Genomic DNA, 15,481 nt, shown 5'->3' on the forward strand with positions numbered 1-15,481 from the left:
GGCGATGGTGAAAACAATGTCTGGACCTTCTCCTGGAGCTTCGCTTTGTGCTTGACGACCGCTTTGCCCCAGACGAACGTATAGCGGTTGGCATTCGCTTTGATCTTGGTGCCGTCCACAAAATAATGTTCCAATTGACGTAATTCTCCTGGGCGAGAAACTGAAGCACGCTCGTGAAGATTCTTCTCAGTACGTCTTTCATACGCTCGGAACGAAAGCGATTGATGGTGCGGAAATCTGGACGCTGTCTCCCGGCAATCCATATGAACATGACATTCTCGCGCACGCGGACGGCATTGGCGATCTGACAAGAAGAGTAAATTCGTTGTGTGTAAGCGTAGACGATAAACTTTGGTCAGCATCTTGGGATGGTAGTAGTCTCGACCGCCGCCGGGATAGGCACTTACAAAGATTCGGTCGTCTGGTGAATTGGTCCATGGTATATTGATTGTACAAAAGAAACCGTTCTTTACGTAAATGGTGGTTTGGGTGACACCTCCATTTACCAAGGAACGGTTTCTTTGCGTCTAAAAAAGTAAGCAATCTGCACGGCGTAGCGGAGAGGACGAATCGATTCCGGACAAGCGTCAGCGCTCGCCTTTGCCTCCATATTTCGTCCTTGCTCAGAACCATTCCAAGAAATGTGGGGGCAACAAGCGATGGTAGGAACGATTCGTACATGGAGCGTCTTCTAACAGCAACCAAGGGGGCCTCCCGCAAGATCTAAGATCTTTTGGGACTCCCCCTTTTGGATGTCGGCAACCGCTTGGGGCATGGTGTGAACGGAGCCGGAAAGTTATGCAGCCCTGTACATACCGCGTGAATCCCAGAACAACAAAAGTATGAAAATTATAAAAAAGGTTGTTTTCGTGGAAAGACCCCTCCACCCTAGCGGAGGTATCCTTTTTAGTACAGAGAGGCTTTTCGAACCCTTCGGTTGTAAGCGCTCTCGATTCCATTTTTCGGAAAGGGGAACTACCGATGAAGAGAGGATTGCCAGGATTGCTGATCGCGGTGCTGCTCTTGGCCCTGACGGCCTGCAACCTCGCCGAAAGCCAAACCGGCGATGCTGAGAAGGGATACGTCGGCCTTGCGATGCCAACGAAATCATCCGAACGCTGGGTGGCTGACGGGAAGAATATGGAGCGGCTGTTTCAGGAAAAAGGGTACAAAACCGACCTTCAATTCGCCGAGGACGTGATTGAAAACCAGATTTCCCAAATCGAGAACATGATTACGAAAGGGGTCGACGTAATCGTCATCGCTTCGATCGACGGCAATACGCTGACCGACGTGATCAAGAAGGCTCATGATCAGGGAATCAAGGTTATCGCTTACGACCGGTTGATTCGCAACACCGAGCATTTGAGTTATTATGCCACCTTCGACAACTTCCAGGTCGGCGTTCAACAAGCCTCTTATATTGAAGAGAAGCTTGGCCTGAAGGAAGGGAAGGGGCCGTTCAATATCGAGCTGTTCGGCGGATCGCCGGACGATAACAATGCTTACTTCTTCTATGACGGCGCGATGTCCGTGCTGAAGCCTTATATGGATTCGGGCAAGCTTGTGGTTCGGAGCAAGCAGACTACGATGGCCCAGATTGCAACCCTGCGCTGGGACGGCGCCTTGGCCCAGTCGCGGATGGATAACCTGATCAGCGCCAACTACTCCAGCGAAAATCTGGATGCGGTGCTGTCTCCCTACGACGGGATCAGCATCGGCATCATTTCCTCGCTCAAAGGCGTAGGTTACGGGACGGCAGGCAAGCCGCTGCCGATCATCACGGGGCAGGATGCGGAGCTTGCATCCATCAAATCGATCGTGGCCGGTGAGCAAACCCAGACGGTGTTTAAGGACACGCGCCAGCTCGCCGAGCAGGCAGTGAAGATGGCGGAGAGCGTGCTGAAGGGAGAAAAGGCCGAGGTGAACGATACCGAATCGTACGACAACGGCATCAAGGTCGTGCCTGCCTATTTGCTCCCTCCGGTATCCGTTGATGCTTCCAACGTGGAGAAAGAGGTTGTGGAGACGGGCTATTATTCCAAGGAAGAAATCGGATTGAAATAGTCTTAAGCAGCGAACACGAAACGATAGGAAGGTGAAGCCAGATGTCAGAGTACATTCTTGAAATGCGAAACATTACGAAAGCGTTTCCCGGGGTGAAGGCGCTGGACCATGTGAATCTGAAGGTTCGCGAAGGCGAAATCCACTCCCTGTGCGGGGAGAACGGAGCGGGCAAATCCACGCTGATGAAAGTACTGAGCGGCGTGTATCCACACGGCTCGTATGAGGGAGATATTTTGTTTAAAGGCAGCGTCTGCGAATTTAAAAATATCAAGCAAAGCGAAGATCTGGGCATCGTTATCATCCATCAGGAGCTTGCGTTGATCCCTTATCTGTCGATTGCCGAGAACATTTATTTGGGGAACGAGCGTGCCGAGAAGGGCATCATGAACTGGAATGAGACAATGCTGGGAGCCAAAGAGCTGCTGGATAAGGTGGGGCTCAGCGAGAACCCGAACACGCAGGTCGGCAGCATCGGCGTCGGCAAGCAGCAGTTGGTCGAAATTGCGAAGGCCTTATCCAAGAAGGTGAAGCTGCTTATTCTGGACGAACCGACGGCGGCGCTCAATGAGGACGACAGCGAGAATTTGCTGGAGCTGATGCTGGAGTTCAAGAAGCAGGGAATTTCCTGCATCCTGATCTCCCATAAATTGAACGAGGTGTCGAAGGTATCGGATTCCATTACGATTCTGCGCGACGGCCAGACCATTGAAACGCTGGATATGAGAGGCGGCGAGGTGAACGAGGACCGGATCATCCGCGGCATGGTCGGCCGGGATTTGACGAACCGCTACCCGGAGCGGACCCCGAAGATCGGGGAGGTTATCCTGGAGGTTAAGGATTGGACGGTGTATCACGAGCTGCAAGCAGGCCGAAAAGTCATTGACAGCGTGAGCATGAATATCCGCCGGGGGGAAGTTGTGGGCATTGCCGGACTGATGGGTTCCGGTCGGACCGAGCTGGCGATGAGTATGTTCGGCAGGGCTTACGGCCGGAATATTACCGGAACGCTCCGGAAAGACGGGAAGGAAATCCGGAATCAATCCATCACCGAGGCCATTGATAACGGCTTTGCTTACGTGACCGAGGACCGCAAGGAATACGGGCTGATCCTCATGGACGATATCAAGCGCAACATCTCGCTTACCGGACTGTCCAAGCTGGCGAAGAACATGGTCATCAATGATCGGGAAGAAATTCTCGTGGCGGAGGATATGCGGAAGAAGCTTAAGATCAAAACGCCGAACATTCTCCAGAAGACGGGGAACCTCAGCGGGGGGAATCAGCAGAAGGTTGTCCTGAGTAAATGGATTTACGCCGAGCCGGACATTCTGATTCTGGATGAACCGACGCGGGGGATTGACGTGGGGGCCAAATATGAGATATACGCGATCATTAACCAGCTGGCGGATGAGGGGAAGGCTGTGCTTGTCATTTCCTCGGAGCTGCCGGAGATTATAGGGATCTGCGACCGGATTTATGTCATGAGCGCGGGACGGATGACCGGAGAAGTTAGCAGAGAGCAGGCTTCGCAGGAAACCTTGATGAGATACATGACCAAGAATGGAGGGGCTTAAGCATGGAGACACTCAAAAAAATGTTTAAAAACAACATCCGCCAATACGGGATGATCATCGCCCTTGTTGTCATTATGATATTTTTCCAGATCATTACGGGAGGGCTGCTGCTGGAGCCGATCAACATCACGAATCTGATTCTCCAGAACAGCTACATCCTCGTACTAGCCATCGGCATGGTGCTTGTCATCATTACGGGTCATATTGATTTGTCGGTCGGTTCGGTGGCCGCCTTCGTCGGCGCTGTGGCAGCGATCATGATGGTCGATATGCAGCTGCATCCGGTCATTGCCGTTATCGTATCCTTGATTGTCGGCGGTCTGATCGGTGCTTGGCAGGGGTTCTGGGTTGCTTATGTAAGGATACCCGCCTTTATCGTTACCCTTGCGGGAATGCTCTTGTTCCGCGGCCTGACGATGATCGTGCTGGAGGGCCAATCCATTGCGCCGTTTCCAGGCGGCTTCCAGAAGCTGAGCTCCGGCTTCATTCCGGATTTCGGCAACACCGGCACCAATCTGATCGCGATTCTGGCCGGCATCGTCTTTACGGTTATTTTCCTGATCAATGAGCTGCGGGAGCGAAAGTCGCATAAAAAATACAATTTCGACGTTCTGCCAAGCGGCTTATTCCTCCTGAAGCTGGTGCTCATCGCAGCGGTGATCAATGCCTTTACGTTCATGCTGGCCAGTTACGCCGGTCTGCCGAACATTCTGATTCTGCTGCTGGTGCTCATTATCATCTATTCCTTCGTGATGAACAAAACGGTGATGGGCCGTCATATTTATGCGCTTGGCGGCAACGAGAAAGCGGCGGCGCTGTCCGGCGTGAAAACCAAGAAGGTCACGTTCTGGGTATTCGTCAATATGGGTGTCATGGCCGCGATCTCCGGTTTGATTTTTGCCGCCCGCTTGAACGCGGCGACGCCGAGAGCCGGTACGAACTTCGAGCTGGATGCCATCGCGGCGAGCTTCATCGGCGGCGCTTCGGCTACCGGCGGGATCGGTACGGTCTTCGGCGCGATCATCGGCGGTCTCGTCATGGGCGTCCTCAATAACGGGATGTCGCTCGTAGGTCTCGGCATCGACTGGCAGCAAGGCATCAAGGGTTTGGTTCTCCTCGCTGCAGTAGCCTTCGATATTTATAATAAGAAGAAGAGCAGCGCCGCTTAATTTAAACGATGGCGTTAGATAATAAAATGGCTGACTCCGGGGTAGATGCTGTTACCCATGGATCAGCCATTTATTTTGCGTATATATTACATTTTGATCGTGACTTTTCGGGTGATCAGCCGAATCAGAAAAAGTGCAATCAGAATGACGGCCGCGGAGCCTGCAAGAGAGATCGGCAGCGTGACGGAAAGGGCTGTCGTGACCGGCAGCCACTGTTCCCATATGGAAGCCAGCTCGAATTGCCATAATGCATCCATGAAGCCGATCAACACGAGGGCTACGGCGATCCATCCCAAGCCGCGGATCCAGCCAAACCGGTAAAATCCGGATCCAATCATCCATCCCATCAAATAGTAGATAAAGATTTGGACGCCATAGGAGACAAGTATCAGCAGCCAGTTGTTATCGAACTTCTGCAGCAGCAAGGTGCTGCTGGCATCATGGGAGGTAACCATCCCGATGATCCAATTGACCAGACCCACCACGACTGGAAAGGCCAATGATAGATAGACGGCCGCCAATGCGGCTCCCTTAAAGAAATCCCTGCGCGTAATCCCGTGTCTCACATAATAGCTCAGAAAGCCGTAGGCCGAAATGATGCCGATGACGAGCATAAATCCTTTGGTTGAGCGGTAAGTGATAGAGAAGAAATCCTCCTCTGCGATTCCTGCGCGAACATTGACACCCATGCTGGTACCGATGCCGACTCCAATATTGATCAGCAGCACAACAAATAGAAATCCCAAGGCCCAGCTGCCTTGATGAATAAACATGTCCGTCGATACTCTGGTTACGGCAGATGACGTCTTCTTCATGCTGAATATTCCTCCCCCGTCAGATGGATAAACAAGTCCTGGAGCGAGATCGGCCCGATCTCAAGTCCCGCCCGATGTGCGGCCAGCTGAGCTTCCTCACTTAATTCTCCGTAGACCATGACGGCCTTGGTGGAACCGAGCTGCTGCACGTTGAGCACCTTCATGCCTCGGATGAATTCGTCTACCTTTGCCGCGGGGCCTGTAATGGATACTCCCCGGGACGTGAGGCTTTCATAATCGTCTTGCAGCACGAACCGACCCTTGTGAATGATAATGACTTCTTCAAACAGATAATCCATCTCCGATACCAGGTGGGTGGAAAGAATGAACGTACGGGGATGGCGCTCCTGGTCCTCCAGCAGCTCCCGGTAAAAAATCTCGCGTGACGGCGCATCCATGCCGAGATAAACTTCATCCAGAATGGTAACCGGCGACCGGCTGGCGAGACCGATACATACGTTATAAGCGGACTGCATGCCTTTGGAGAGCTCCTTCAGCTGTTTATCCAGGGGCAAATTGAATTTGCGGGCGAGCTCAAGAGCATAACCCGTATCAAAATGAGGCCGGTACCTGGCTACGGATTCAATTGCTGCCTTGACCTTGTCGGTCTCCTCTTTATAGTCGACATCGTAGATGAAGGAGACTTCCCTCATGATGTTGGCATTTTCGAAGGGCTGCTCGCCGCCAATCGTAACCGACCCCGAGGAGGCTTCACGAAATGAAGCAAGAACAGAAAGAAGCGAGGTTTTACCTGCGCCGTTGCGCCCGAGGAGACCGTAAATTTTGCCGGCCGGGAGACGTAAGGAAATATCGCGGACAGCTTCCACGCTTCCGTATGTCACCGATACGCGGTCAAACTGTACATCAAGATTCATGGGGATCACTTCCTTTTAACTGGGTTATGATTTGAAAAAGCTCATCCGTGGACAAACCGAGTTTGTCCGCTTCCTGTACCATAGGCACCACATAATGTTCCGCAAATGCGCTCTTTCGGGTCCGGAGCAGCATTTCCTTGGCCCCCTCAGCAACAAACATGCCGACACCTCGCTTTTTATAGATGAGTCCGGCATCAACCAGCAGGTTGATGCCCTTTAACACCGTGATGTGATTGATTTTGTAAAATTGGGACAGCTGCGTCGTGGAAGGAACCTGTTCACCTTCAAGCAGTAGATCATTGACGATCTGGTCCTCGATCTTCTCCTTGATCTGGATGAACAGGGGCTTATTATCTGGATGCACGGTACCGCTCAATAAGAATCACCACCTTACCTTCATTGTCCTGTTAAGGTTATATGCTTATATATATGACTATATAACCAAAAGGTGAATGGAATGTCAAGCATTTGGTTGTTTGTCACGAATCCATCAAGACGCTTTTGCAGAGAACAACGATAAAAAGGCCAACCAGGCATGATCTGGTTGACCTCATCTACACGCGGATGCGTATAAGTCATATTTTTGAGTTTATAACTAGAGTATGCGAACCTCGATACTCCATAAAACATGACGCGTAATACCAACATTCCAGTAATTCTTACGGACTCAGTATACGTTATTTCGTTAAAAACAGACTCTCTTCTCTCCGTAACGGACAGGGGATCTCTTATTTACGGCTATAAGCGGATATATACTATATTTTTATTAGAATAGCGACTTTGGTGTCCGTTAAATTCTGAGAATATGGCATTAAGTCGTAAATAACGTCGATGGTGTCCGTTAATGTTCTATATATGGGTTCAGGCTGCGTTTAACTGGACATACCATACCTATCGAGTTCTGCAAATTGCTATAGCATCTCACTTTGCTTCCGAATACTCGGAAGCGTCCATGGGAGGGAGCTTTCCTCGTTTCAAATCACGAATCGACAGTCCGAAATCGATCTGCAGATGCGGATAATCCGGGAAGTTGGCCCAATCGCCGCCCCACTGGAAGCCTAAGCCTTTGGCAATCTCCACAACTTCCATCCAATCGGCCTTTCCGTTTCCGTTCCCGTCATATTCCATATCCCAGATGACGCTGCCATCCTTTAGTCTTAGCGCAAAATCAATCGCAAGCCCATAGTTGTGGAGGGATTCTCCAGCCTTGGCATTCGTCACAATGTCGCCCTCGGTGCTGCGGCCCTGATTGTAGATGCGGGTCTGCTCTTCATGGCTGCGGTAACCGTCCGTTATAATGATCGTGATCCCTTTTTTCTTGGTGAGACGGACAAGCTCATTCTTTTGCTGTAATACATACGGGTGGAGCTGGGAGATTTCAGGGGTTTCATTGCTATTAAAATCAAAATCGAGATCATTGATGAATCCCGGTATGGCGGTTTGCAGCTGCATGTAAAATATGGCGAGTAATAAGGCAGCAATTAGGAAAAGTGTCGTTTTTTTGCGTTTGATCATGCGGACTCTTTAATCTACCTACTTTCATATGATGGCTTACTCTATTATATCGGCATCCCGCCCCGTATTCCAACAGACGTGATCTTCTGACCAGATAACGACATGAATAGCAATCCATGGTTTATCACATCCTATTCATAAAATGGACGTTATCCGGAAAAGGGGGAATTGCAATGAGCAATATTCAAAATATGTCGACGAGACTCAACCAGCTATCGGGCCAATTGACTACTGCAGCGCAAAACGGGGGAATGAACGAAGTCGGGATGATCGTAAGCCAGCTCAGCCAGATCCAAGCCGAGCTTCAAAGCGCCCAGGCTGCGGTTACGCCTGAAACTTCTTCTGCCGTCCGGCAGGAATTGGTGAATTGTCGGATGGTCCTGCATGGGATGATGAACGCAGTGCAGGATATCCGAACAGCTACGGCGGATCAGTACCGCCAAGTGCTGGGCGATAACAAAACGGCATTCGAGCAAATGGACGAGACCATGCAGCAGAGTGAGTACGCCGAAGCTTATCAACATCGTCAGCTGTTCCAGCAGATGGACCAAGTCAGCCAACAGCTTCATCAGCTGGATGGCTCGATGCTGGACGCAGGTTATCAGATGGAGCGGGGACAGGCGACTGGTGACAGTCTGAATGGAGCCGTAACGACGGAGGGGCTGACTTCAGGTGCGGACGACAGCGGAAGTATGATGTAAGACTGCCTGATCGGAGGTACGGAACAGGATAACAGTTTAACGAACAATGACCGAAGCTGCAGATCCGATTTACAGTCGTACCTGGATTACATACAGATGTCATCCCGACAGGTCTCTGTCGTCATATAAGAAGCAATACAAAAGGAGCTGCGCATATAGCGCGGCTCCTTTTATGATTGAGCTTATGTCTTACGCTTTCCGCCATACCTCGATGGCTTTGTGCAAGCGGGACAACGCCTCCTGAACGGTGGCGCGCGTGCAGGCCAAGTTCATGCGCATGAAACCTTCGCCTTCCTTGCCGAAGGCCGCCCCGCTGTTTAATCCAAGCTTGGCTTCTTGAACCAGGAAGCGGTTTAACTCTTCGTGGGACATGCCCATTCCCCGGAAATCAATCCACAGCAGGTAAGTAGCTTCCGGAATAACCACCTTCAGCTCGGGCAGATGCTTCTGTGCGTAATTCGAAACCAGCTCCATATTCCCGCGGATGTAAACCAGAAGCTCATCCAGCCATGGTCCGCCTTCGCGGTAAGCGGCCTCGGTAGCGGCGGCACCCATCGGTGTAATGGAGCCGATGGCGTATCGGTTCAATATTTTGCGGAACTTGCTGCGCAGCTGCTCATTCGGGATGATGATGTTTGCCGTGTTCAGACCGGCGATATTAAACGTCTTGCTAGGTGCGGTACAGATGACGGAGCGCTCGGCGGCATCCTCGGACAGCGCGGCGAATGGCGTATGCGCACCGGGTTCAAACAACAGATCCGCATGGATTTCATCGGATACAACAAGCACATCGTATTGCTGGCAGAGGGAGGCCAGACGATCCAATTCTGCTCTGGTCCACACCCGGCCCACCGGGTTGTGCGGACTGCACAGAATGATCATTTTGACTTTGCCCGTAGAAAAACTCTTCTCCAGGTCTTCGAAATCCATCGAGTAATCCCCCTCTTCGCTTAGAAGAAGCGGGTTATGCACCAGCTCACGGCCATGGTCCTGAACGACGCTATAGAACGGCGGATAGACCGGCGTCTGGATGACAACTTGATCGCCCGGCTCGGTGAACGCATCCACGATAAGGCTGAGTGCCGGAACGACACCCGGACAGAATTGAATCCACTCCTGCTGAATGCTCCAGCTGTGGCGTTTCTTCATCCAGTCGCTAATCGCTTCACGGTAAGAGTCGGACGGGAACGTATATCCGAATACGCCATGTTCCACCCGTTGATGGAGCGCCTTGATAACGGCGGGTGGCGCGGCAAAATCCATGTCAGCCACCCACATCGGAAGCGCATCCGGCACGCCGAAGACGGTGGGAACATTATCCCACTTATGACAGTCGGTACAGGTTCGGTTTATCGCAAGATCAAAATTCATATGTAAATTCCTCCTAGCAAAGATGAGTTAGCGTTAAGCTACAAATTTGGCTAATGTGATTAAGCCGGTAATCGTAATTACGTTTAGTATGGTCGATATAAGGACAGTTTGTGCAGCAAAATCAGGCTCATTCTGATATTCTTCCGCCAAAATAGATGAATTTACGCCAACCGGCATGCCTGAAGCAATGATGAGCGCTTGAGCCGGGATACCTTTTAAGCCGAGCAGCAGCACAATCAGAATGCCGATGGCTGGCGCGACCAGGAGACGCAGCAGTACGCTGAGGTAAACATCGAGTCGACGAAGGCGGAGCGGATATTTAATGATCTGTGCGCCGAGCGTCAGCAGAGCAATCGCTACCATGGACTGGTCCGCATACATTAACGGCTGCGAAATAAAGACCGGAAGCGGCAGTGCCAGGGCATGCAGCACAATGCCGATGATTAGGGCATAGGGAACGGGCATTTTTAGGAATCCGATGATGGCCTGTTTGTATAATCCTTCCGTCTTGGCTCCCTGAATGGAAATAACTCCGTACGTGAACGTAAGGAGGCTCTGAAAAGACATGATGAGCGCTTGTACCGAGCCGGCCATCGGATCTCCCTTGAAGGCGAGGTCATTAATCGGAAGGCCGTAGTTTCCCGAATTATCGAGCAGAAGGCTGTTGGTAAAAGCAGCTCTCATCCCCCGATTGAACTTGCGCTGCTTGGCAACCAGCATGCTGATCAGATAGAGGACGCCGATATAGAGCGCATAGAATAAGGCCACCATGCCCAGGAGCTGCGGTGACATCTTGGACTCGTACATACTCATAAATACGGCTGCGGGCGTAATGTAGTAAAAGTTGATTTTGGCGAGTGTGTACAAATCGAGTTTAAAAGCATATTGCATAATAATGCCAAAGCCTATCAGGACAAAGATGGGAAGTACCACTTCAAGTAAAATATCGGCGATCATGCTGTTGTCATCTTCTTTCCATGAGTGTAGCTTAAGGTATATATCTGGCTGTCGTATGACGCCATGTCATTATATCATGACAAAGGATGGTTGACACTTGATTCCGTATGGAAAAAAGAACAATTGTTGCTGGCACGCTTTATACCCGGGCTGTACGCAAAAAGGGTGCTCCCTTGGTCGATGACCAGGGAACACCCTTGAATGGCTACAGCAATAGGAACGTCTGTCGACGCGTCATTATTGCGGGTTGGTCGTCCAAATCCCGGCGGATTTGACAAATACCCGCTGCGGCAGCTTCAGCGCAGCAAGCACAAGCTCAGCCACGTCTTCCGGCTGCATCATCCGATCCTCGTCGCCGATTTTTAAGCCGGCATTGACGGCAAGATCCGTATTAACGGTGCTTGGGGTCAGCGCGGTCACGCGAATGTTGTGTTTGCGCACCTCCTGCAGCACGGCTTCGGTCAGTCCCATAACGGCAAATTTAGATGCGTTATAGGCAGAGCCCGTGGCGAATCCGCGTTCTCCGGCCGTAGAAGAGATATTGATGATATCTCCCTTGTTGTGCTCGATCATGCCGGGCAGTGCTGCGCGCGTCATGTAGTAAGTCCCCATCAGATTCACGTCGACGATACGTTTCCAGGCCTCAGGCTCCATCTCCAGCAGATTGCCGAACTGGGCAATGCCTGCATTGTTAATCAGAATGTCCACCGAGCCCAGCTCCATGTTTACCGCTGCAAAAGCAGCCTCAGCCTCGCTTTGCACGGAAACGTCGGCAACTGCGGCCACGGCTCGGACACCATATTGTTCAACAATCAGGGCGCTCAGCGGCTCGAGATCGGCTGCCGTACGGGCGACAAGCCCAACGTGCACGCCTTCCTTGGCAAGAGCAATCGCCAGAGCACGTCCAATCCCTTTACCTGCACCCGTGATGAGGGCTGTTTTATTTTTCAGGCTCATGTACACTCACTCCTTCACATCAATAAAAAATATGGCTTCGTTGACCAGTATACCCTGTAACATCGGCTGCTACCAAATGCTTGCGATCTATCGACAGGAATTTGTTATAATCGTAGCAGCGAAAAAACATACATAAACGTGTTCATCATTATTTCAGGAAGTGGAGGAACAACCTATGCTGCACGCACTGGACATCATAACCGCTTTTCGGCAGGGGGATGAAGCGGCTGCCAAGGGGCATCCATGGTTAATGAAACTGGTATCGGCCGAAGAACGAATCGTGAATCTGGAACGGATTACGTCCATCGGTCAATTGGCCCATGCAAATCCCGTGCTGGATTATGTAGAACGGACATTGAAGATACTGGATTCGCTGCCTGTTTCCTATTGGATCAAAGAACTGCTGGAAGAAGTACTGGTGTGGGCGGAAACGGCCAAGGGCGGAACCATGCGGGAACGTCTCCGCTGGCAGCAGTCGGGTATCAACTTGTTCCTTCATAATATCGGGTCCGCCCAGCTATACGAGAGACATGTCCGGGACCGTAATGGAACCATGTCTCCGCATGAAGAGATGGTACACACACTCATACTTACCCATGGTCTGCTCGGGCAACACATTCGGGGGGAAGTCGCCTTCGAAGAAAACTTGCCGCTGCATAAGCTTACGGAGGAAGGACGGCTGACCTCAGATGAGTTGATCCGGCTGCTAATCCCCTTGAATCACTGCATCATCGGTGGCGTATCGGAGGAGCTTTGGCATTCCGTTCAGGAAGAAATAACTCAGCTTATCCGCAATCTTGCCCAAGGGACCGTACCGGATCGTTGGACTTACGAGGAACGGCTGCGCCGTCTTCGGTCCGCTTCGATTGCCCGGGGAGAAGACTTCGATAAGCAGCTGCAAAGCATTCGTGAGCAGAGTGATCTGTCAGCTGCCCTGCATGGATTTCAGGATATGACACTCTGGTATGTGGAAGCTGCCCTGCAGGATTTCTCGTTGAATGAGTTCGTGAAGGTTCTTCTGCTTGCTCTCCATACGGAGAAGAGGGATCCGGATCGGCAAGTTGCGGAGGCGCCGCGAGATCAGCTGCTGCCGGGTTCGGTGAGCCACTTAAGCTTTGAGCCGCTGATGAACGATATGTATTACGATTACAAAGGCGTCAAGAAGCTGAACGTATACAAGAAGAGAATGATTGAGCAATATTTGCGCCAAACGGATTGGGAGGCTTGCCTTCATGGGCCGGTGATGGCCAATCCGCATCTGAGCCACCGGATCGAATGGAAGCCGGAGCTGCCGGATACGGTATTCTTTACCTTCGAATTCTCGCAAGCGGCGGAGAAATTAATTGAATTTTGCATCGAGGCGGAGAAGTCGCCGCTCTATGAGAAAGCGGTTCTGCTCCTGTTTGACCTGTTCGGTCTGCGCCGAGATGCTTACGACCGCTTTCATAACGAAGAGAGTTACTTGAGCGATATGAACAGCACGGGAGATTACAAAAAAGTGATTCTGGATTATATCACGGGAACGGCGGTGCTGGATATCGGTCCCGGGGGCGGGGTGCTGCTTGACCTGATCGAGGAACGACTGCCGCATGTGCGTCCCGTCGGGATCGATATCTCCTCGAACGTGATTGAAGCGCTGGAAAAACGCAAACGCCTGGAGCATAAAACATGGGAAGTGATGAAGGGGGACGCGCTGAATCTCAGGGACTACGTGAAGCCGGGAAGTGTCGATACGGTCATCTTCTCCTCGATCTTGCATGAGTTGTATTCGTATATTGAGATGGACGGATCCCGCTTCAATACCGCCACTGTGGAGGCCGCGCTGACCAGTGCCTACGAGGTGCTTGCACCCGGCGGCCGTATCATTATCCGTGACGGGATTATGACCGAGCCCGGGGACATTTGGAGAAGGATTCGTTTCCGGGAGGCGGACGGGCTGGAATGGCTGACCCGGTATGCCTCGGATTTCAAGGGCCGGGTCATAACATACGAGCAGCTGGCCGAGACGGAAGTACTCATGCCCGTAAACGATGCCATGGAGTTCCTGTATACCTATACTTGGGGGGCTGAAGCCTATGTTCATGAGGTGCAGGAGCAGTTCGGCTACTTTACGCCTACGCAGTATGCGGAGTGTATACGCAGGACGCTAGGCCCCGAGGCGATCATCCGTCTGCAGCAGCACTATCTGCAGGAAGGATATGCCGAGGCATTGGCTGATCGCATCGAATTCATGGATGAAGAAGGGAAGCCAGTGACGCTGCCTGACAGCACTTGCTTGTATGTTATCGAGAAGCCGGCTCTTTCCTAGAAGAGACAATAATAGGCTGTATCTTAAAAAAAGAGGACCCGTACGCTCGTTTCCGCGTACAGGTCCTTGTTTTTTTGTGTCGTTAAACCTGCCGATGTCACTGTGTTCACAAGTAATCCGGGATGCGCACCATTGCCAAAACTTCCGATGCGGTGATTATCCGAAAGATGCTATTCCTGCTTCTCGGGGTCCGGATAATCCTTGCCAAGCGTATCGACCGTCACTTTCTTCATGACGGGAACCTCAAGCGGTTTATCCATCTGATCCCGCTCCAAACCCACGATCTCCTCAGCCGTTTCCATCCCCTCGATTACCTTTCCGAAGGATGCGTACTGAGCATCCAGGGAAGGCGCATCCGCCACCATGATGAAGAATTGCGATCCGGCGGAGTTTGGATCCTGTGCCCGGGCCATCGATAATACGCCTGTTGTATGCTTCAGGTCATTCTGAAAGCCGTTGGACGTAAATTCGCCGGGAATCGCATAGCCGGGTCCCCCCGTTCCGTTACCGTCAGGGTCGCCTCCCTGAATCATGAAGCCGGGGATGACGCGGTGAAAGCCCGTCCCATCGTAGAATCCTTGTTCCACCAGGGAGATGAAATTGTTCACCGTATTCGGCGCGACCTCCGGATAAAGCTCAAGCTTTATCGTTTTGCCGTTCTCCATTTCAATCGTGACAATGGGGTGGCTGGCGTTCGGGTCCGGCACATTCTGCTTAACCTCGGTCTCCTTCGGGGGTTCCGCTTCGGGTGCTGTGGCCCCGTTCGTCGAGCCCGTTCCGCCGCCTGCGCCGCTTTCGGCTCCCTTGTCATTCTGACCGCATGCCGTCATGACGAGCAGCAGCGCAAGGATGACGAATAGGGCGGGCATCCAGCGTGTTCTGCGTTTCAACATCATTGATTCCTCCTGTGTAATTCCTTATCAAGCCTTAAGTGTTTCATCTGTTTCATATTTTATCACAGGTTGGACAAGTACTGAAAATCGAAAAAGCGGAGTATACATTAAGAAAACGTTATCGAAGAAATGTCACAGAGGCGAGACTGCGTTTGGAGGATGTTTTCCTTGCGATTATAGAATCGATTCAGCTTCGCTGAAAACGATGATCGAGTTGGGTTCAGCCCGCATCTATAATCAAAAAATAAGCCTCCGGACTTGTCGCAAGTCTGGAAGCTT

Annotated in this window: 13 protein-coding genes and 1 pseudogene; 5 read left to right on the forward strand and 9 right to left on the reverse strand. The window is 51.6% G+C overall.

What is annotated here, in order from left to right; genetic code table 11:
- Nucleotides 1–8: 8 nt before the first annotated feature.
- A pseudogene (locus PAEVO_RS34955) lies at nucleotides 9–431 on the reverse strand (transposase); the annotation flags it as partial.
- Nucleotides 432–981: 550 nt separating this feature from the next.
- Between PAEVO_RS34955 and chvE the strand changes: the two are divergent.
- From chvE to mmsB, 3 genes are read left to right on the forward strand one after another with little or no spacing between them, the layout of a single operon-like run.
- Nucleotides 982–2,067, forward strand: coding sequence for a multiple monosaccharide ABC transporter substrate-binding protein (gene chvE / locus PAEVO_RS27730; RefSeq protein WP_100540710.1), 1,086 nt, complete (start codon nucleotides 982–984; stop codon nucleotides 2,065–2,067).
- A gap of 41 nt (nucleotides 2,068–2,108) precedes the next feature.
- Nucleotides 2,109–3,641, forward strand: coding sequence for a multiple monosaccharide ABC transporter ATP-binding protein (gene mmsA / locus PAEVO_RS27735; RefSeq protein ID WP_100540711.1), 1,533 nt, complete (start codon nucleotides 2,109–2,111; stop codon nucleotides 3,639–3,641).
- A 2-nt stretch (nucleotides 3,642–3,643) separates the two neighbouring features.
- Nucleotides 3,644–4,810, forward strand: coding sequence for a multiple monosaccharide ABC transporter permease (mmsB, locus tag PAEVO_RS27740; protein WP_100540712.1), 1,167 nt, complete (start codon nucleotides 3,644–3,646; stop codon nucleotides 4,808–4,810).
- An 86-nt stretch (nucleotides 4,811–4,896) separates the two neighbouring features.
- On the opposite strand, the gene PAEVO_RS27745 is transcribed toward mmsB, so the two are convergent.
- The 4 genes from PAEVO_RS27745 to PAEVO_RS27760 form a co-directional block, all read right to left on the reverse strand.
- Nucleotides 4,897–5,625 carry a Tat pathway signal protein gene (locus PAEVO_RS27745; RefSeq protein ID WP_100540713.1) on the reverse strand — a complete coding sequence of 243 codons (729 nt, stop codon included), beginning with the start codon at nucleotides 5,623–5,625 and terminating at the stop codon, nucleotides 4,897–4,899.
- Nucleotides 5,622–6,500 (reverse strand): ATP-binding cassette domain-containing protein, encoded by an 879-nt coding sequence (locus PAEVO_RS27750; protein ID WP_100540714.1) that lies wholly within the window; start codon nucleotides 6,498–6,500, stop codon nucleotides 5,622–5,624. Before PAEVO_RS27750 ends, PAEVO_RS27745 begins: the two co-directional genes overlap by 4 nt.
- Nucleotides 6,490–6,876, reverse strand: coding sequence for a GntR family transcriptional regulator (locus PAEVO_RS27755; protein ID WP_100540715.1), 387 nt, complete (start codon nucleotides 6,874–6,876; stop codon nucleotides 6,490–6,492). Before PAEVO_RS27755 ends, PAEVO_RS27750 begins: the two co-directional genes overlap by 11 nt.
- 545 nt (nucleotides 6,877–7,421) lie before the next feature.
- The gene (locus PAEVO_RS27760) at nucleotides 7,422–8,015 is read right to left on the reverse strand and encodes a M15 family metallopeptidase (protein ID WP_100540716.1); all 594 of its coding nucleotides are present in this window, start codon (nucleotides 8,013–8,015) and stop codon (nucleotides 7,422–7,424) included.
- A 173-nt stretch (nucleotides 8,016–8,188) separates the two neighbouring features.
- Between PAEVO_RS27760 and PAEVO_RS27765 the strand changes: the two genes are divergently transcribed.
- Nucleotides 8,189–8,716, forward strand: a complete 528-nt coding sequence (locus tag PAEVO_RS27765; RefSeq protein ID WP_100540717.1) for a hypothetical protein — start codon at nucleotides 8,189–8,191, stop codon at nucleotides 8,714–8,716.
- Between the two features lie 189 nt (nucleotides 8,717–8,905).
- On the opposite strand, the gene PAEVO_RS27770 is transcribed toward PAEVO_RS27765, so the two are convergent.
- From PAEVO_RS27770 to PAEVO_RS27780, 3 genes are all read right to left on the reverse strand, one after another.
- Nucleotides 8,906–10,087: a MalY/PatB family protein gene (locus tag PAEVO_RS27770; protein WP_100540718.1), complete on the reverse strand. Its 1,182-nt coding sequence runs from the start codon at nucleotides 10,085–10,087 to the stop codon at nucleotides 8,906–8,908.
- Between the two features lie 33 nt (nucleotides 10,088–10,120).
- The gene (locus PAEVO_RS27775; protein ID WP_100540719.1) at nucleotides 10,121–11,044 is read right to left on the reverse strand and encodes an AEC family transporter; all 924 of its coding nucleotides are present in this window, start codon (nucleotides 11,042–11,044) and stop codon (nucleotides 10,121–10,123) included.
- A gap of 237 nt (nucleotides 11,045–11,281) precedes the next feature.
- Entirely contained in the window at nucleotides 11,282–12,001 is a 720-nt protein-coding gene (locus tag PAEVO_RS27780; protein ID WP_100540720.1) for a 3-ketoacyl-ACP reductase, read from the reverse strand.
- Between the two features lie 175 nt (nucleotides 12,002–12,176).
- Between PAEVO_RS27780 and PAEVO_RS27785 the strand changes: the two genes are divergently transcribed.
- The gene (locus tag PAEVO_RS27785; protein ID WP_100540721.1) at nucleotides 12,177–14,309 is read left to right on the forward strand and encodes a class I SAM-dependent methyltransferase; all 2,133 of its coding nucleotides are present in this window, start codon (nucleotides 12,177–12,179) and stop codon (nucleotides 14,307–14,309) included.
- A 170-nt stretch (nucleotides 14,310–14,479) separates the two neighbouring features.
- On the opposite strand, the gene PAEVO_RS27790 is transcribed toward PAEVO_RS27785, so the two are convergent.
- Nucleotides 14,480–15,202 (reverse strand): peptidylprolyl isomerase, encoded by a 723-nt coding sequence (locus tag PAEVO_RS27790; RefSeq protein ID WP_100540722.1) that lies wholly within the window; start codon nucleotides 15,200–15,202, stop codon nucleotides 14,480–14,482.
- Nucleotides 15,203–15,481: the final 279 nt, after the last annotated feature.

It is taken from the genome of Paenibacillus sp. GM2FR (assembly GCF_002803325.1).
GTDB classification, from domain to species: Bacteria; Bacillota; Bacilli; order Paenibacillales; family Paenibacillaceae; genus Paenibacillus_AQ; species Paenibacillus_AQ lautus.

What these genes read in the sequence shown, in the direction of transcription:
- mmsA (WP_100540711.1), top strand. Translation starts at nt 2,109, where the DNA reads ATGTCAGAGTACATTCTTGAAATGCGAAACATTACGAAAGCGTTTCCC.
- PAEVO_RS27790 (WP_100540722.1), bottom strand. Translation starts at nt 15,202, where the DNA reads ATGTTGAAACGCAGAACACGCTGGATGCCCGCCCTATTCGTCATCCTT.
- PAEVO_RS27780 (WP_100540720.1), bottom strand. Translation starts at nt 12,001, where the DNA reads ATGAGCCTGAAAAATAAAACAGCCCTCATCACGGGTGCAGGTAAAGGG.
- PAEVO_RS27775 (WP_100540719.1), bottom strand. Translation starts at nt 11,044, where the DNA reads ATGATCGCCGATATTTTACTTGAAGTGGTACTTCCCATCTTTGTCCTG.
- PAEVO_RS27750 (WP_100540714.1), bottom strand. Translation starts at nt 6,500, where the DNA reads ATGAATCTTGATGTACAGTTTGACCGCGTATCGGTGACATACGGAAGC.
- PAEVO_RS27760 (WP_100540716.1), bottom strand. Translation starts at nt 8,015, where the DNA reads ATGATCAAACGCAAAAAAACGACACTTTTCCTAATTGCTGCCTTATTA.
- PAEVO_RS27770 (WP_100540718.1), bottom strand. Translation starts at nt 10,087, where the DNA reads ATGAATTTTGATCTTGCGATAAACCGAACCTGTACCGACTGTCATAAG.
- mmsB (WP_100540712.1), top strand. Translation starts at nt 3,644, where the DNA reads ATGGAGACACTCAAAAAAATGTTTAAAAACAACATCCGCCAATACGGG.
- PAEVO_RS27765 (WP_100540717.1), top strand. Translation starts at nt 8,189, where the DNA reads ATGAGCAATATTCAAAATATGTCGACGAGACTCAACCAGCTATCGGGC.
- PAEVO_RS27745 (WP_100540713.1), bottom strand. Translation starts at nt 5,625, where the DNA reads ATGAAGAAGACGTCATCTGCCGTAACCAGAGTATCGACGGACATGTTT.
- PAEVO_RS27785 (WP_100540721.1), top strand. Translation starts at nt 12,177, where the DNA reads ATGCTGCACGCACTGGACATCATAACCGCTTTTCGGCAGGGGGATGAA.
- chvE (WP_100540710.1), top strand. Translation starts at nt 982, where the DNA reads ATGAAGAGAGGATTGCCAGGATTGCTGATCGCGGTGCTGCTCTTGGCC.